This is a genomic window from Janibacter hoylei PVAS-1 (assembly GCF_004025845.1).
GTDB classification, from domain to species: Bacteria; Actinomycetota; Actinomycetes; order Actinomycetales; family Dermatophilaceae; genus Janibacter; species Janibacter hoylei.
In genome coordinates, this window is record NZ_PIPF01000009.1 from 123,019 (window position 1) to 137,428 (window position 14,410).

Below are 14,410 nucleotides of genomic sequence, written 5' to 3' on the forward strand. Positions count from 1 at the left end.
GAGGTGGGGCGTGCACCAGATGCGTCTCACCCCGCGAGCAGCCCGCCCCCGTACCGGCGCTGCGGAGCACCTCGTGGGCCCGAGGGACCCACCTCGATCACTCTCGCGGCTCGTCGGCCGCGATCCGCCCTGCCCACGGCCACCAAACGCGGTCCCCCAGATCGGCCACGAGGGAGGGGACGAGGATCGAGCGCGTGACGATGGTGTCGAGCAGCACCCCGAAGGCGACGATGAAGGCGATCTGCGCGAGGAAGAGCAGCGGGATGACCCACAGCGCCGAGAAGGTCGCCGCGAGCACCACGCCCGCGCTCGTGATGACCCCGCCGGTCACCGCGACCGCCTGGGCGATGCCGCGGCGCGTGCCCACCTGCAGCGACTCCTCCCGCGCCCGCGTCATGAGGAAGATGGAGTAGTCGACCGCGAGCGCCACGAGGAAGACGAAGGCGAGGACAGGGGTCGACGGGTCTGCGCCGGGGTACCCGAGCAGGCCGAAGACCACCGCGGCGACCCCAAGCGTCGCCGCGAAGCCGAGCACGTTGACGACGACGAGCAACGCGGCCGCGGCGACCGATCGCAGCAGACCGACAAGGATGAGCGTGACGACGAGCAGGATCGCCGGGATGACGACGACGTAGTCGCGCTGGCTCGCGGCGTCGGTGTCGACGCTCGTGGCCGTCGCCCCGCCGACGAGGGCCTCGGGGCTCACGGCACGCACCTCGTCACGCAGCTCGAGCACGACCTCGCGCGCCTCGTCGGACTCGGAACCCACGGTGAGCGGCGCGCTCAGCAGGGCGTCGGAGCCGCCCCGCTCGGCCGACTCCTCGACGCGCTCGGCCACCTGCGGGTGGTCGGCGAGCACCGCCTTCGCCTCGGTCGTCGCGGACGCCGGGACGATCACCTGGACCGGCCGCTGGTCACCGCCGTCGAAGTGCCTGTCGATGACCTCCTGCCCACGCACCGACTCGACCTCGGTCGTGAAGAACTGCGCCTGCGTGATGCCCGAGGCGTCAAAAGTCGTCGCCGCGCCCGCCGCGACGAACATCGCGGCGGCGGTGACGACCCACGTGCGGCGCGGCCGTCGGGTGACACGGTCGGCGACGCCCTGCCAGAGGCGGTGCCGCGGCGCGTCGTCGCGGCGGGGCGGGGAGGGCCAGAAAGCGACGCGCCCCAGCAGCGCCAGCACCGCAGGCAGCAGGGTGAGCGCGGCCACCATGGCCCCGACGATGCCGAGGGCGCCGACCGGCCCGAGACCCGAGATGTTGCCCAGGTCCGACAACAGCAGGCAGAGCAGGCCGGCGATGACCGTCAGCCCGCTCGCCATGACCGGGCCGAGCGTCTGCCGCCAGGCCACGCGCAGCGCGGGCAGCGGGTCGGCCCGGTGCAGCTCTTCGCGATAGCGGGCGACGAGCAGCAGCCCGTAGTCGGTCGCGGCCCCGACGACGAGGATGAAGAGGATGCCCTGGCTCTGTCCCGACAGCTGGATCCACCCGGCCTCGGCCATCGGGTGGATGACCAGCGCGGCCAGGGCCAGACCGCACACGCTCGTGACGAGCACGGCGAAGGGGAGGACCGGACTGCGATAGACGAGCACGAGGATGACGAGGACGACGGCGAGCGCGACGAGCAGGAGGATCCCGTCGATGCCCGCGAAGGCCTCACCGAGGTCAGCGGTGAAGCCGGCCGGTCCGGTCACGGAGACCTCTCCGGTCACGTCGGGAGCAAGGTCACCGCGAAGTGCGTCGACGACGCGTGTCGAGATCGCCTCGCCGTCGACACGCTCCTCGACCTCGGCGGCGTCGAGCTCGATCGGGACGAGGACGGCCGCCCCGTCGTCAGCGGGGATCACCGGCACGGTGTCGGACGCGAGCAGGTCACCCAGCGTGCCGGGCACGCTGTCGACCTGCTGGTCGGGCAACCGCTCGGCCCAGCCCTGCAGCAGGCCGATCGTCGACCGGTCGATGCCGCCGTCGTCCTCGACGACGAGCAGGAGGGGCAAGGTCGCGTCGGCGCCGAAGTCACCGAGCCGCGCGCTCACCTGCGTCGACTCGGCGTCGGCGGGCAGGAAGGACGCCTGGTCGTTGTCCTGCACGCTGCTCAGCTGCCCCACGAGCGGGCCACCGACGCCGGCCACGACAAACCAGAGCACGATGACGACGCCCGCGATGAGGCGGGGCACGGCCGTGGGCCGTCTGCGGAGTGACATGCCCCAAACCTAGACGAGCATGGGACAGCCGTCCTCAGGGCAGACGCACGAGCGCGGAGGGGTCCTCCTGCGGGAGGGTGCCCTCGGTGAGCGTGGCCGTGACGACCTGCCGGTTGAAGGTCATGCGCCCGCCGCGGGTGGTGAGGAAGGCGGTGTCGGCCGCATCGCGGCCGGTGGCGATGCGGATCATCGACTCGCGTGGCGCCAGCCGCGTCGCGTCGACGATGTGCCAGGCGTCGTCGACCCAGGCCTCGGCGACGGCGTGGAAGTCCATCGGCTGAAGACCGGGCGCGTAGACCGAGACCAGGCGCGCCGGCGTCCCCAGCGCACGCAGCAGCGCGACGACGACGTGCGCGAAGTCGCGGCAGACCCCCGACGCCTGGAGGATCGAGTCGACCGCGCCGTCGGTTCCCCGGCTGGAGCCGGAGATGTAGGCCATGTGCGTGTTGACCCACTCGCCGACGGCCTCGACCCGCTCCACGCCCGTCTGGGTCGGGAAGAGCCGAGCAGCCATGGGCGCCAGGCGGTCCGACTCGGCGTAGCGGCTCGGCCGGGTGAAGACCCACCGGTCGAAGTCGATCTCGCGTCCCACCTGGTCGCCGGTCGGCCGGGTGATGTCGACGAGTGCGGAGTAGGTCACCTCGAGCCACCCGTCGCCGACGCCCTCGACGAGGTGGAGCCGGGTGCCGTGGTTGCCCGCGAGCTCACGCGCCTGCACCTCACGCCCGCCGGCGTGAATGAGGATCTCCTCCTCGAGGATGTCGTGGGCGTTGGAGACCGCGAAGGACAGCAGCGCCTCGCGGACCCCCGTCGTGCTGTAGGCGAACTTGGTGCCGACCCGGGCCTGGAGCGGGGTGGCAGCGGCGTCGACGATCGCGAGGTCGGTCATAGGTCCATGGGACAGCGCGCGAGGCCCCCACGTCAAAGCGACGAGGTGCGGTCGGGTGTGGTTCGGTGATTTCCCTAGGGAAATACGGCGGGGCCTGCGCCTCTCCTAGGCAGATGCGCAGCCCGCGCTCTACGCTGGCGGCGACCACGAGGAGGTGGCCGATGGCGGAGTCCGGCCGACAGCGCACGCTGCAGCGCGCCTGGGAGCACTGGCGCGAGGGGAGTGCCCCCGAGCAGGTGCGCCCCGAGATCCTCTCGTCGTGGGAGCGGTCCGCCGAGCACCTGCCGGCGACCGTCGAGGCCGCGCCACTGGCGGACGAAGGGGAGACCGCCACCCTCTTCGCGGAGTCACCGCTGTCGGCCGCCGTCAACCGCCTCGAGGGCGCGCTGCGGTCCGCCGCGGAGGACGGTGACCTCGTCGTCGCGGTCACCGACCCGCAGACCCGCATCCTGTGGACCTACGGCGGGCGGGTCATGCGCAGCGCCGCCGAGCAGGTCAACTTCGTCGCCGGCGGCCGGTGGGACGAGGGCAGCGTGGGGACCAATGCGCTCAACCTCGCCCTGCGCACCGACGCCGTCTCGACCGTCTTCGCCGCCGAGCACTACGCCCCGATCGTGCACAGCTGGGCCTGCTGGGCCGCGCCCGTCCACGACCCGGTGACCGGTGCCCAGCTCGGGGTGCTCGACCTGTCGACGACGTGGGACCGCAGCCACCCCATCGGCGCCGCCACCGCCCAGGCGCTGGCGCGTCTCCTCGAGACGGCGATCCCCGCGTCGTCGCTCGCGTCGACGCTGACCCTGCCCGCCCACCAGGGGCTGCACCTGCGGCTGCTCGGCGCGAGCGAGGTCCACCTCGACGGGTCACGGCTGCTCCTCACCCGACGCCAGGTCGAGATCCTCGCGATCCTCGCGCTGCACCCCGACGGGCTCTCGCTCGGCGAGCTGCACGCCCACCTCTACGGCGACGAGCGGGTCTCGACGAGCACCCTGAAGTCGGAGGTCAGCCACCTGCGCTCGGCCCTCGGCGGCCGGCTCGCATCGCGCCCCTACCGACTCGACCTGCCGGTGGTCAGCGACGTCGACGCGGTGCGAGCAGCGGTGCGGCGCGGCGATGCCCGCTCCGCCGTCGACGCCTACGGCGGCGACCTCGTCCCCGGGACCAGCTCACCCCTGCTCACCGAGACCGCGGAGTACCTCGCGGTCGCCGTCCGCGAGTGCCTGCTCACCGACCCCGACCCCTCGGCGGTCCTCGCCTACAGCGAGGTCGTCGCCGACACCGAGGTGCTGCAGCGGGCACTCGACGAGCTGGGCGATGGGCGCCACCCGGCCCGGGCACCGCTGACCGCGCGGCTGGCGGCGGTGCTGCGGTAGGGCGGTAGCGTCGGGCCATGAGCGCAGCCGACCGAGCGGGCCAGCCCGCACTGCCCGAGGACCTCATCGACGTCAGCCACGTCGTCACCGCCTACTACGCAGTCCAGCCCGACCCCGACGACGTCGACCAGCAGGTCGCCTTCGGCACGAGCGGGCACCGGGGCTCCTCGCTCACCGGGTCCTTCAACGAGGCGCACATCCTCGCGACGACCCAGGCAATCGTCGACCACCGCCGCGCGGCCGGCATCGACGGCCCGCTCTTCCTCGGCCGCGACACGCACGCCCTCTCCGAGCCGGCGTGGACCACCGCCCTCGAGGTCCTCGTCGCCGGCGGTGTCACCGTCCTCGTCGACTCCCGCGACGGCTACACCCCGACCCCCGCGATCTCGCACGCGATCCTCACGGCCAACCGGGGCAAGGACCTCACGGCGAAGGGGACGGGGCTGGCCGACGGCATCGTCGTCACCCCCTCGCACAACCCCCCGAGCGACGGTGGGTTCAAGTACAACCCGCCCCACGGCGGGCCCGCCGACACCGACGTCACCAGCGCCATCGCCGACGCGGCCAATGCCCACCTGCGCGACGGCCTGCGGCAGGTGCGGCGGACTCCCTTCGCCCGGGCCCGGGCCGCCGCGACCGACCACGACTACCTCGCCGCCTATGTCACCGACCTGCCGAGCGTCGTTGACCTGCAACGGATCCGGGACGTCGGAGTGCAGATCGGCGCCGACCCGATGGGCGGGGCGGCCGTGCACTACTGGGGCGAGATCGGCGAGCGCCACGGCCTCGACCTGACAGTGGTCAACCCGCTCCTCGACCCGACGTGGCGGTTCATGACCCTCGACAAGGACGGCAGGATCCGGATGGACTGCAGCTCGCCTGCGGCCATGGCGAGCCTTGTCGCACAACGCGATCGGTACGACATCGCGACCGGCAACGACGCAGACTCCGACCGGCACGGCATCGTCACGCCCGACGCGGGGCTGATGAACCCCAACCACTACCTCGCCGTCGCGATCCAGTACCTGCACGGCGGCGCGCGTCCGGGATGGTCGAGCCGGCGCATCGGCAAGACGCTCGTGTCGAGCTCCATGATCGACCGCGTCGCGGCCGACCTCGGCATGGACCTGTGGGAGGTGCCGGTCGGCTTCAAGTGGTTCGTCCCCGGCCTGCTCGACGGCTCGGTCGGCTTCGGCGGCGAGGAGTCGGCCGGCGCCTCCTTCCTGCGCCACGACGGGTCGGTGTGGACCACTGACAAGGACGGCATCATCCTCGCGCTGCTCGCCTCCGAGATCCTCGCGACCACCGGCCGCTCCCCCAGCGAGCACTACGCCGACCTCGTCGCCCGCCACGGCGAGCCCGCCTACGCCCGCGTCGACGCGCCCGCGGACCGTGAGCAGAAGGCTGCCCTCAAGGCCCTGACCCCGGCCGCCGTCACCGCGGACTCGGTTGCGGGAGAGGCGATCACGGCCAAGCTCACCGAGGCCCCCGGCAACGGCGCGGCCATCGGTGGGCTCAAGGTCACCACCGAGTCGGCATGGTTTGCCGCCCGCCCGTCGGGCACCGAGGACGTCTACAAGATCTACGCCGAGTCCTTCCGCGGACCCGAGCACCTGGCCCAGGTGCAGACGGACGCCAAGGCCGTCGTGGACGCGGCACTGGGCGGCTGACGACCGACCAACCTTTGGCCAACCTTCCTCGTCCTACGGTCGGCCCAGGACGACTTCGCAACGGTGCGTCGTCGATTGACCCCAGGAGGCAGACATGGCCGTCTACAGCCCGCCCGGCAGCTCGGACTCGACCATCGAGGTCAAGGAGCAGTACGACAACTTCATCGGTGGCGAGTGGGTCGCCCCCGTGAACGGCGAGTACTTCGACAACATCACCCCGGTGACCGGTCAGGTCTTCACCCGGGTCGCCCGTAGCACCGCCGAGGACATCGACAAGGCGCTGGACGCCGCGCACGCCGCCAAGGACGCGTGGGGCCGCACCTCGACCACCGACCGCTCCAACATCCTGCTCAAGATCGCCGACACCATCGAGGCCAACCTCGAGGACATCGCGGTCATCGAGACCTGGGACAACGGCAAGGCCGTGCGCGAGACGCTCGCCGCCGACATCCCGCTCGCGGTCGACCACTTCCGCTACTTCGCCGGCGCGATCCGTGCCCAGGAAGGCAGCATCTCGGAGATCGACCACAACACGATGGCGTACCACTTCCACGAGCCTCTCGGCGTCGTCGGCCAGATCATCCCGTGGAACTTCCCGATCCTCATGGGCGTGTGGAAGATCGCTCCGGCGCTGGCCGCCGGCAACTGCATCGTCCTCAAGCCGGCCGAGCAGACCCCGTGGTCGATCCTCAAGGTCGTCGAGCTCATCGCCGACCTGCTGCCCCCGGGCGTGCTCAACGTCGTCAACGGCTTCGGCGTCGAGGCCGGCAAGCCGCTCGCCTCCAGTCCCCGCATCGCCAAGATCGCCTTCACCGGCGAGACGACCACCGGCCGGCTGATCATGCAGTACGCCAGCCAGAACATCATCCCCGTCACCCTCGAGCTCGGCGGCAAGTCGCCCAACGTCTTCTTCGACGACGTCGCGGCCGCGCAGGACGCCTTCTACGACAAGGCGCTCGAGGGCTTCACGATGTTCGCCCTCAACCAGGGCGAGATCTGCACCTGCCCCTCCCGCGCGCTCGTGCAGCAGGGCATGTACGAGCAGTTCGTCGGCGACGCCGTCAAGCGCGTCGAGGCGATCACGCAGGGCAACCCGCTCGACACCGAGACGACGATGGGCGCCCAGGCGAGCAACGACCAGTTCGAGAAGATCAAGAGCTACCTGGCGATCGGCCGCGAGGAGGGCGCCAAGGTGCTCACCGGTGGCGAGTCGGTCGACCTCGGCGGCGACCTGTCCGGCGGCTACTACATCGCGCCGACGGTCTTCGAGGGCAAGAACTCGATGCGGATCTTCCAGGAGGAGATCTTCGGACCGGTCGTCTCGCTGACCTCCTTCGCCGACGAGGACGAGGCGCTGCAGATCGCCAACGACACCCTCTACGGCCTCGGCGCCGGCGTCTGGTCCCGCAGCGCGCACACGACCTTCGCCATGGGGCGCGGGATCCAGGCCGGTCGCGTGTGGACCAACTGCTACCACCAGTACCCGGCCCACGCGGCCTTCGGCGGGTACAAGCAGTCGGGCATCGGCCGCGAAAACCACAAGATGATGCTCGAGCACTACCAGCAGACCAAGAACCTGCTCGTCAGCTACGACCAGAACAAGCTCGGCTTCTTCTGATCGAGCCCGACCGAAGGGAGTCCCCCGCCATGGGTGCACGCGTCGACCTCACCGACGAGGCAGCAGCGCTGCTCGCGAAGCTCGAGCAGCGCCACGGCCCGCTGATGTTCCACCAGAGCGGCGGCTGCTGCGACGGGTCGTCGCCGATGTGCTACCCGGCGGGGGACTTCATCACCAGCCAGGCCGACATCAACCTCGGCACCCTGACCGGCGAGGGCTTCACACCGATCGAGTTCTGGATGAGCGTGTCGCAGTACGAGTACTGGAAGCACACCCACCTCACGGTCGACGTCGTCCCGGGGCGCGGGTCCGGCTTCTCGGTCGAGGCGCCCGAGGGCGTGCGCTTCCTCATCCGCTCGCGCCTGATGACCGAGGACGAGCTGCGGGAGTTCGACCTCCTCTGAGCGGGGTGGGGGCGGCGGAGCGAGCAGGTCTACCGTGGGGTCGTGACCGCTCCCCTCCTCACCGCAGCCGCCGTCGATGCCGCCGCCCGGGTGTTCGCCGACGTGCTGCCCCCCACCCCGCTGCACCGCAGCGACCGCCTCTCCGCCGCGACCGGGGCCGAGGTCTGGCTCAAGCGCGAGGACCTCCAGCCGGTCCGCTCCTACAAGTTGCGCGGAGCCTTCAACTTCATCGCCGGCCTGAGCGACGAGGAGCGGGCGAAGGGAGTCGTCGCCGCCTCCGCGGGCAACCACGCCCAGGGCGTCGCCTTCGCCGGTCAGCGCTTGGGCGTCGGGGCGCGGATCTACCTGCCGCGCAACACCCCTCGGCAGAAGCGTGACCGTGTCGCGGCCCTCGGGGGCGACCTCGTCGAGGTCATCGTCACCGGCGAGGTGTACGACGACGCGGCGACCGCGGCCGCGCAGGACGCGGCCCACACCGGGGCCGTGGTCGTCCCCGCCTTCGACGCCCTCGACACGATGGCCGGTCAGGGCACCGTCGCGAACGAGATCGTCGCGCAGCTGGGGCGGGTCCCCGACCTCGTCACGGTGCCCGTCGGCGGCGGCGGGCTCCTCGGCGGGATGGCGACGTGGCTGGCCGCCCACGCCTCGACCACCCGCCTCGTCGGGGTGGAGCCCGAGGGTGCCGCGTCGATGGCGGCAGCCCTCGCCGCCGGCCGGCCGGTCGACCTGGAGGAGGTCTCCCCCTTCGTCGACGGGGCTGCGGTCCGCCGCGTCGGAGACCTCACCCACGCGGCCGTCGCGGCGACCGGCACCCACCTCACCTCGGTCTCCGAGGGCGCCCTGTGCGTCGAGATGCTCGCGATGTACCAGGCGGACGGGATCATCGCCGAGCCCGCCGGCGCCCTCGCCACGACCGTCCTGCCGGACCTGCGGATCGAGCCCGGGTCGACCGTCGTCGCGGTCGTCTCGGGCGGCAACAACGACGTCTCCCGGTACGCGGAGATCGTCGAGAAGGCGCTGATCCACGAGGGCCGCAAGCACTACTTCCTCGTCACCTTCCCCCAGGAGCCGGGCGCGCTGCGCCGCTTCCTCGACGAGGTGCTCGGGCCCGACGACGACATCGCCTACTTCGAGTACGTCAAGCGGAGCAACCGGGAGACCGGGCCGGCGCTCGTGGGTCTCGAGCTCGGCCACCCCGACGACCTGGTCCCCCTCCTCGCCCGGATGGAGGCCTCCCCGCTGGTCATCGAGCGGGTCGACCCAACGAGCCCGCTCTTCCGCTTCATCGGCTGACCGCTCTCCCTCACGCTGCGCATCTGCCTAGGGAAATGCGCAGGCCCCCCGTATTTGCCTAGGGAAATGCGCAGGCCTGCCGTATTTGCCTAGGGAAATGCGCAGGCCTGCCGTATTTGCCTAGGGAAATGCACAGGTTCGAGCGTCGGGGAAATACCCTAAGGGGGTATGGTGTTCGCGATGGTGAGACCCACGAGACGGAGGACCGCATGCCCGGGTACAGCGGCAGCAAGGACGACTACCTCAAGCGACTCAGGCGCGTCGAGGGGCAGATCCGCGGCATCTCGCGGATGGTCGACGAGGACACCTACTGCATCGACATCCTGACCCAGGTCGCCGCCGCGACCAAGGCGCTGCAGGCCGTGAGCCTGGGCCTGCTCGAGGACCACATCGGTCACTGCGTCGTCGACGCTGCCAAGGAGTCCGACGAGGCTGCGGCCGCCAAGGTCACCGAGGCCAGCGCCGCCATCGCCCGCCTCGTGCGCTCCTGACCCGACCCACCCCCTTCGCCTCCCCGGCCATGCCGACACGACTCGAGATGATGACCCCATGAGCACCACCAGCCCCACGACCGATCCGGCCACCACGACGACCTCCGGGCAGAGCGTCGACCTGGCGATCACCGGCATGACGTGCGCGTCGTGCTCCGCCCGGATCGAACGCAACCTGGGCAAGATCGACGGCGTCGAGGCCGTGGTCAACCTCGCGACGGAAAAGGCGCGCGTCAGCTACCCCGACGACGTCACCGTCGACGACCTCGTCGCCTCGGTCGAGTCCGCCGGCTACGGTGCCAGCGTCATCACCCCCGAGAGCCGGCTCGCTCCCCCGACGCACACGCCCATCAAGCGCGCCGATCTGCAGCGCCGGGCCGTCGTGGCCGGAGCCCTGGCCCTCGTCGTCGTGGTCCTCGCCATGGGCCCGTGGGACTTCGCCGCCAACCCGTGGCTGCAGTGGCTGCTCGCCACGCCGGTCGTGACGTGGGCGGCGTGGCCCTTCCACCGGGCGGCCTACCTCAACGCCCGCCACCTCGCCTCCACGATGGACACCCTCGTGAGCCTCGGCGTGAGCGCCGCCTACCTCTGGTCGACGGTCACCCTGCTCACCGGGGCCGGACCTCACGGCCACTACTACTTCGAGACCGCGGCGGTCATCACCACATTCCTCCTCCTCGGTCGGTGGCTCGAGGCCCGCAGCACCGACGAGGGGCGCTCCGCGCTCACCGAGCTCATGGACCTCGGGTCGAAGGGAGTGGCCGTCCAGCGGATCGACTCCCGCACCCGCGCGACGACCGAGGTCAACATCCCCCTCGACGACCTGCAGGTGGGCGACCACTTCATCGTCCGCCCGGGCGAGAAGGTCGCCACCGACGGCACCGTCATCGACGGCACGAGCTCCATCGACACCTCGCTCGTCACCGGCGAGTCCCTGCCCGTCGACGTCCGCAGCGGTGACCACGTCGACGCCGGCACGGTCAACACCTCCGGCCGGCTCGTCGTCGAGGCGACCGCCGTCGGGTCCGACACGACGTACTCCGCCATCGTCCGCCTCGTCGAGCAGGCCCAGACCGGCAAGGCCGACATCCAGCGGCTCGCCGACCGTGTCTCGGCCTACTTCGTGCCCGCGGTGCTCGGTCTGGCGCTGCTCACCTTCGTCGGGTGGTGGATCGGCAGCGGCTCGGCGACGACGGCGCTCGGCGTCGCCGTCACGGTCCTCATCATCGCCTGCCCCTGCGCCCTGGGTCTCGCGACGCCCATGGCCCTGCTCGTCGGCACGAGCCGCGGCGCCCAGCGCGGCATCCTCGTCAAGGGCGCCCAGGTCCTCGAGGACACCCGACGGATCGACACGATCGTCCTGGACAAGACCGGCACGATCACCACGGGCGTCGCGCAGGTGACCGACCTCGCCGCGGCCCCCGGCCTGCACCCGGCCGCGGTCCTCACCGCCGCGGCCGCGGTCGAGTCGGGCAGCGAGCACCCCATCGCCCGGGCGATCGTCCGGCGTGCCCAGGACAAGGGCATCAAGGTCCCGGCGATCCGGGACTTCGAGGCGCTGCCGGGCTCCGGCGCGGTCGCGACGATCAAGGACACCCGGGTCACCGTCGGCCGCGCAGACCTCTTCGACGAGGTGCCGACCGAGCTCGCGACGCTCGAGCGGCCCGGCACGACCGTCTTCGTCGGCTGGGACGGCGTCGCCCGCGGCGCCCTGACCGTCGCCGACGAGGTCCGCGACACCTCCGGTGACGCGATCCGGGCCCTGCGGGCCGAGGGGCTGCAGGTGTGGCTGCTCAGCGGCGACAACGAGCACAACGCGACCAAGATCGCCGCCCAGGTGGGCATCGACCCCGAGCACGTCGTGGCCGACGTGCGCCCCCAGGACAAGCACGACGAGATCGCGCGCCTCCAGGACTCCGGGAGGGTCGTCGCCATGGTCGGCGACGGCATCAACGACGCCGCCGCCATCGTCAGGGCCGACCTCGGCATGGCGATGGGCACGGGCACCGACGTCGCGATGGAGTCCGCCGACATCGTCCTGGTCCACGCCGACCTCGAGTCCGTCCCCCGCGCGATCGCCCTCTCCCGGGCCACGCTCGACGTCATCAAGCAAAACCTCGCCTGGGCCTTCGGCTACAACATCGCCGCCATCCCGCTCGCGATGGCCGGCCTGCTCAACCCGATGGTCGCCGGCGCCGCGATGGCCCTGAGCTCGGTGCTCGTCGTGCTCAACTCCCTGCGCCTGCGGCGGGCCGTCGAGGACTGACGGCTCTCCCCCTTCGCTCCGGCACTGGAGGGGCGCACGATCGGCCGGGCACCACCCCTGCGGTGCCCGGCCGATCGGTCCGTGTGCGTCAGAGCTCGGCGTTCCACGCGTCCTTGTACGTGAGCTTGCCGCCCGTCTGCATGAGCGCCCGGCGGTAGATCCGCTCGGCGACGAGGATGACGGCGACGGTGGCCGCGGCGAGCAGACCCAGGCTGATGACCGCCTCCCACCACTGCGCCTCGCCCGAGACCAGGCGCATCGGCTGGAGGATCGCCGAGAAGGGCGGGATCCACGCCAGCACGTCGACGACCGTGCCGCTGGCAAACATCGCGCCGAAGAACATCACCATGAGCAGCATCGTCACGGGGAAGGACGTCGACTGGATGTCCTCCTGGCGCGAGGCCAGAGCACCCGACACGGCGTACAGCGCCGCGATCATCGTGAAGCCGGCGATGAAGAAGATGACGAACCACGCCAGCCCGGAGGTCAGGCCCGGCAGCATGTCACCCCAGTCGGTGAAGCTCGCGCCGACCACTGCCACCGCCGCGTAGAGCAGCAGCTGCCCGACCGCGAGCGCGATGGCCGCGATGAGCTTGCCGAAGAGCAGGTGGCGCAGGGGGATCGACGTCGCGATGATCTCGACGATCCGGGACTGCTTTTCCTCCGTCACGCTCATCGCGAGGTACATGCCGAAGATCGCCGCCGACATGTAGAAGAGGATCGCCATGCCGAAGCCGACCGCCTTGGCGATGCCCTGCTGCTCGGCGTCCCCGTCGAGGATGTCCGTGGTCAGGGTCGTCCCCCGCTGCAGGGTCGCGATGTCGGTGCCTGCCTTGTCGGCGTTGGCGGCCAGGGCGACGCTGCTCACGGTCTGGGTGGCGATGTCCTGGAGGGTGCTCGGGACGTCCGCCTTGCCGGTGAGCTGCCAGCCGTCGTCGGTGGGCGCCAGGTAGGCGTCGGCGCTCTCGTCCGTGACGGCCGCCTCTGCGGCTGCGGCGTCGTCGACGTCGATGAGCTGGACGCTCACCTTGTCGTCGATGCCGGGAGCCGCGTCCACGATCGCCTGGCCCATCTCTTGCGACTGGCTGGTGACGGCCAGGTCGTACGTCGTCGCCTTGTTGGCATTCCACGCCTGGAACCCGAAGACGGCGACGAGGATGACGAGCGAGAGCAGGGTGGACCCGATGAAGGTCTTGTCGCGCAGTCGGACGGACAGCTCGCGCTTGGCGACGAGGGTCCATGCGTGTGTGGTCTTCATGCTGTCACCTCTCGGTAGACCTCGGACAGTGGCGGGATGATCGGGGAGAGCTCGGTGACGCCACCGCGGCGCAGGCCCTCCGCGAGGACCTCGCCGAGCAGTCGCTGCCGCTCCGCCTCGGAGTCGGCGCTCAGGTCGAGCACGGCGACGGGCCCGTCGACGTCGACGGCGGCGATGCCGGGCAGGTCACGGACCCAGCCGGCGTCCCGGGCCGCGACGAGGCGGTGCCGGCGCGGCGCGCCGCCCCGCAGGTCGGTCGGGGTACCGGAGGCGCGGACCTGCCCCTTGGCGAGGATGACCAGCTCGTCGCACAGGCGGTCGACGAGGTCGAGCTGGTGGCTGGAAAACAGGACCGGCACGCCACGGGCGGTGTGCTCGCGCAGCAGGTCGGCCATCGAGTCGACGGCGTCGGGGTCGAGCCCGGAAAAGGGCTCGTCGAGGATGAGCGCGGCCGGCTCGATCATCAGCGCCGCGGCGATCTGCACGCGCTGCTGGTTGCCGAGGGAGAGGGACTCGACGGTGTCCTCGGTGCGCTCCTCGAGCCCGAGGCGCTCGAGCAGGGTCATGACCGACTCGCGGGAGGCCTTGGCGGTCATGCCCCGCAGCTGCCCGAGGTAGATCAGCTGGTCGGCGACCTTTTGCTTCGGGTAGAGGCCGCGCTCCTCCGGCATGTAGCCGATGGATCGCTGGTCGGCGGCCGTGATCGGCCGGTCACCCCAGAGCACCCGCCCCTCGGTGATCGACAGGACGCCCATGATCATGCGCATCGTCGTCGTCTTGCCGGCGCCGTTGCCCCCGACAAATCCGGTCATCTTGCCCTGGGGGACGGTGAAGCCGATGTGGTCGACGGCGGTGAAGTCGCCGAAGCGTCGGGTCAGCCCCTCCACGGTGATCGTCTGCGGTGTCGTGTCCATGACCCCAACGCTATGGATCCCGCCGGCACCGCGG

General features: G+C 71.3%; 11 protein-coding genes. 7 read left to right on the top strand and 4 right to left on the bottom strand.

The annotated features are described in order from the left end of the window. Positions 1 to 97: 97 nt before the first annotated feature. A complete protein-coding gene (locus CWN80_RS09685; protein WP_040880552.1) occupies positions 98 to 2,203 on the bottom strand; it encodes an MMPL family transporter in 2,106 nt (701 codons plus the stop codon). Positions 2,204 to 2,237: 34 nt separating this feature from the next. After that, positions 2,238 to 3,092: a transglutaminase-like domain-containing protein gene (locus CWN80_RS09690; RefSeq protein ID WP_007924542.1), complete on the bottom strand. Its 855-nt coding sequence runs from the start codon at positions 3,090 to 3,092 to the stop codon at positions 2,238 to 2,240. Between the two features lie 161 nt (positions 3,093 to 3,253). Between CWN80_RS09690 and CWN80_RS09695 the strand changes: the two genes are divergently transcribed. From CWN80_RS09695 to CWN80_RS09725, 7 genes are all read left to right on the top strand, one after another. Next, positions 3,254 to 4,462, top strand: a complete 1,209-nt coding sequence (locus CWN80_RS09695; protein ID WP_007924540.1) for a sigma-54-dependent transcriptional regulator family protein — start codon at positions 3,254 to 3,256, stop codon at positions 4,460 to 4,462. A gap of 17 nt (positions 4,463 to 4,479) precedes the next feature. Continuing rightward, positions 4,480 to 6,132 (top strand): phosphoglucomutase (alpha-D-glucose-1,6-bisphosphate-dependent), encoded by a 1,653-nt coding sequence (gene pgm, locus CWN80_RS09700; RefSeq protein WP_007924539.1) that lies wholly within the window; start codon positions 4,480 to 4,482, stop codon positions 6,130 to 6,132. Positions 6,133 to 6,226: 94 nt separating this feature from the next. Beyond that, a complete protein-coding gene (gene exaC, locus CWN80_RS09705; protein WP_007924538.1) occupies positions 6,227 to 7,750 on the top strand; it encodes an acetaldehyde dehydrogenase ExaC in 1,524 nt (507 codons plus the stop codon). A gap of 29 nt (positions 7,751 to 7,779) precedes the next feature. Then, a complete protein-coding gene (locus CWN80_RS09710; RefSeq protein WP_007924537.1) occupies positions 7,780 to 8,154 on the top strand; it encodes a DUF779 domain-containing protein in 375 nt (124 codons plus the stop codon). A gap of 42 nt (positions 8,155 to 8,196) precedes the next feature. Next, on the top strand, positions 8,197 to 9,447 hold the full coding sequence (ilvA, locus tag CWN80_RS09715) for a threonine ammonia-lyase IlvA (RefSeq protein ID WP_007924536.1): 1,251 nt from the start codon (positions 8,197 to 8,199) through the stop codon (positions 9,445 to 9,447). A 209-nt stretch (positions 9,448 to 9,656) separates the two neighbouring features. Next, a complete protein-coding gene (locus tag CWN80_RS09720) occupies positions 9,657 to 9,938 on the top strand; it encodes a metal-sensitive transcriptional regulator (RefSeq protein ID WP_007924535.1) in 282 nt (93 codons plus the stop codon). 58 nt (positions 9,939 to 9,996) lie between these two features. Continuing rightward, the gene (locus CWN80_RS09725; RefSeq protein WP_007924534.1) at positions 9,997 to 12,204 is read left to right on the top strand and encodes a heavy metal translocating P-type ATPase; all 2,208 of its coding nucleotides are present in this window, start codon (positions 9,997 to 9,999) and stop codon (positions 12,202 to 12,204) included. Between the two features lie 88 nt (positions 12,205 to 12,292). Here the strand turns inward: CWN80_RS09725 and CWN80_RS09730 are convergent, their stop codons facing one another. Both CWN80_RS09730 and CWN80_RS09735 read right to left on the bottom strand, forming a co-directional pair. Next, positions 12,293 to 13,462 carry an ABC transporter permease gene (locus tag CWN80_RS09730; RefSeq protein WP_007924533.1) on the bottom strand — a complete coding sequence of 390 codons (1,170 nt, stop codon included), beginning with the start codon at positions 13,460 to 13,462 and terminating at the stop codon, positions 12,293 to 12,295. After that, on the bottom strand, positions 13,459 to 14,376 hold the full coding sequence (locus CWN80_RS09735) for an ABC transporter ATP-binding protein (RefSeq protein WP_007924520.1): 918 nt from the start codon (positions 14,374 to 14,376) through the stop codon (positions 13,459 to 13,461). Before CWN80_RS09735 ends, CWN80_RS09730 begins: the two co-directional genes overlap by 4 nt. Positions 14,377 to 14,410 lie beyond the last annotated feature (34 nt).

What these genes read in the sequence shown, in the direction of transcription:
- CWN80_RS09710 (WP_007924537.1), top strand. Translation starts at nt 7,780, where the DNA reads ATGGGTGCACGCGTCGACCTCACCGACGAGGCAGCAGCGCTGCTCGCG.
- CWN80_RS09720 (WP_007924535.1), top strand. Translation starts at nt 9,657, where the DNA reads ATGCCCGGGTACAGCGGCAGCAAGGACGACTACCTCAAGCGACTCAGG.
- CWN80_RS09725 (WP_007924534.1), top strand. Translation starts at nt 9,997, where the DNA reads ATGAGCACCACCAGCCCCACGACCGATCCGGCCACCACGACGACCTCC.
- pgm (WP_007924539.1), top strand. Translation starts at nt 4,480, where the DNA reads ATGAGCGCAGCCGACCGAGCGGGCCAGCCCGCACTGCCCGAGGACCTC.
- CWN80_RS09685 (WP_040880552.1), bottom strand. Translation starts at nt 2,203, where the DNA reads ATGTCACTCCGCAGACGGCCCACGGCCGTGCCCCGCCTCATCGCGGGC.
- CWN80_RS09690 (WP_007924542.1), bottom strand. Translation starts at nt 3,092, where the DNA reads ATGACCGACCTCGCGATCGTCGACGCCGCTGCCACCCCGCTCCAGGCC.
- CWN80_RS09695 (WP_007924540.1), top strand. Translation starts at nt 3,254, where the DNA reads ATGGCGGAGTCCGGCCGACAGCGCACGCTGCAGCGCGCCTGGGAGCAC.
- CWN80_RS09730 (WP_007924533.1), bottom strand. Translation starts at nt 13,462, where the DNA reads ATGAAGACCACACACGCATGGACCCTCGTCGCCAAGCGCGAGCTGTCC.
- CWN80_RS09735 (WP_007924520.1), bottom strand. Translation starts at nt 14,376, where the DNA reads ATGGACACGACACCGCAGACGATCACCGTGGAGGGGCTGACCCGACGC.
- exaC (WP_007924538.1), top strand. Translation starts at nt 6,227, where the DNA reads ATGGCCGTCTACAGCCCGCCCGGCAGCTCGGACTCGACCATCGAGGTC.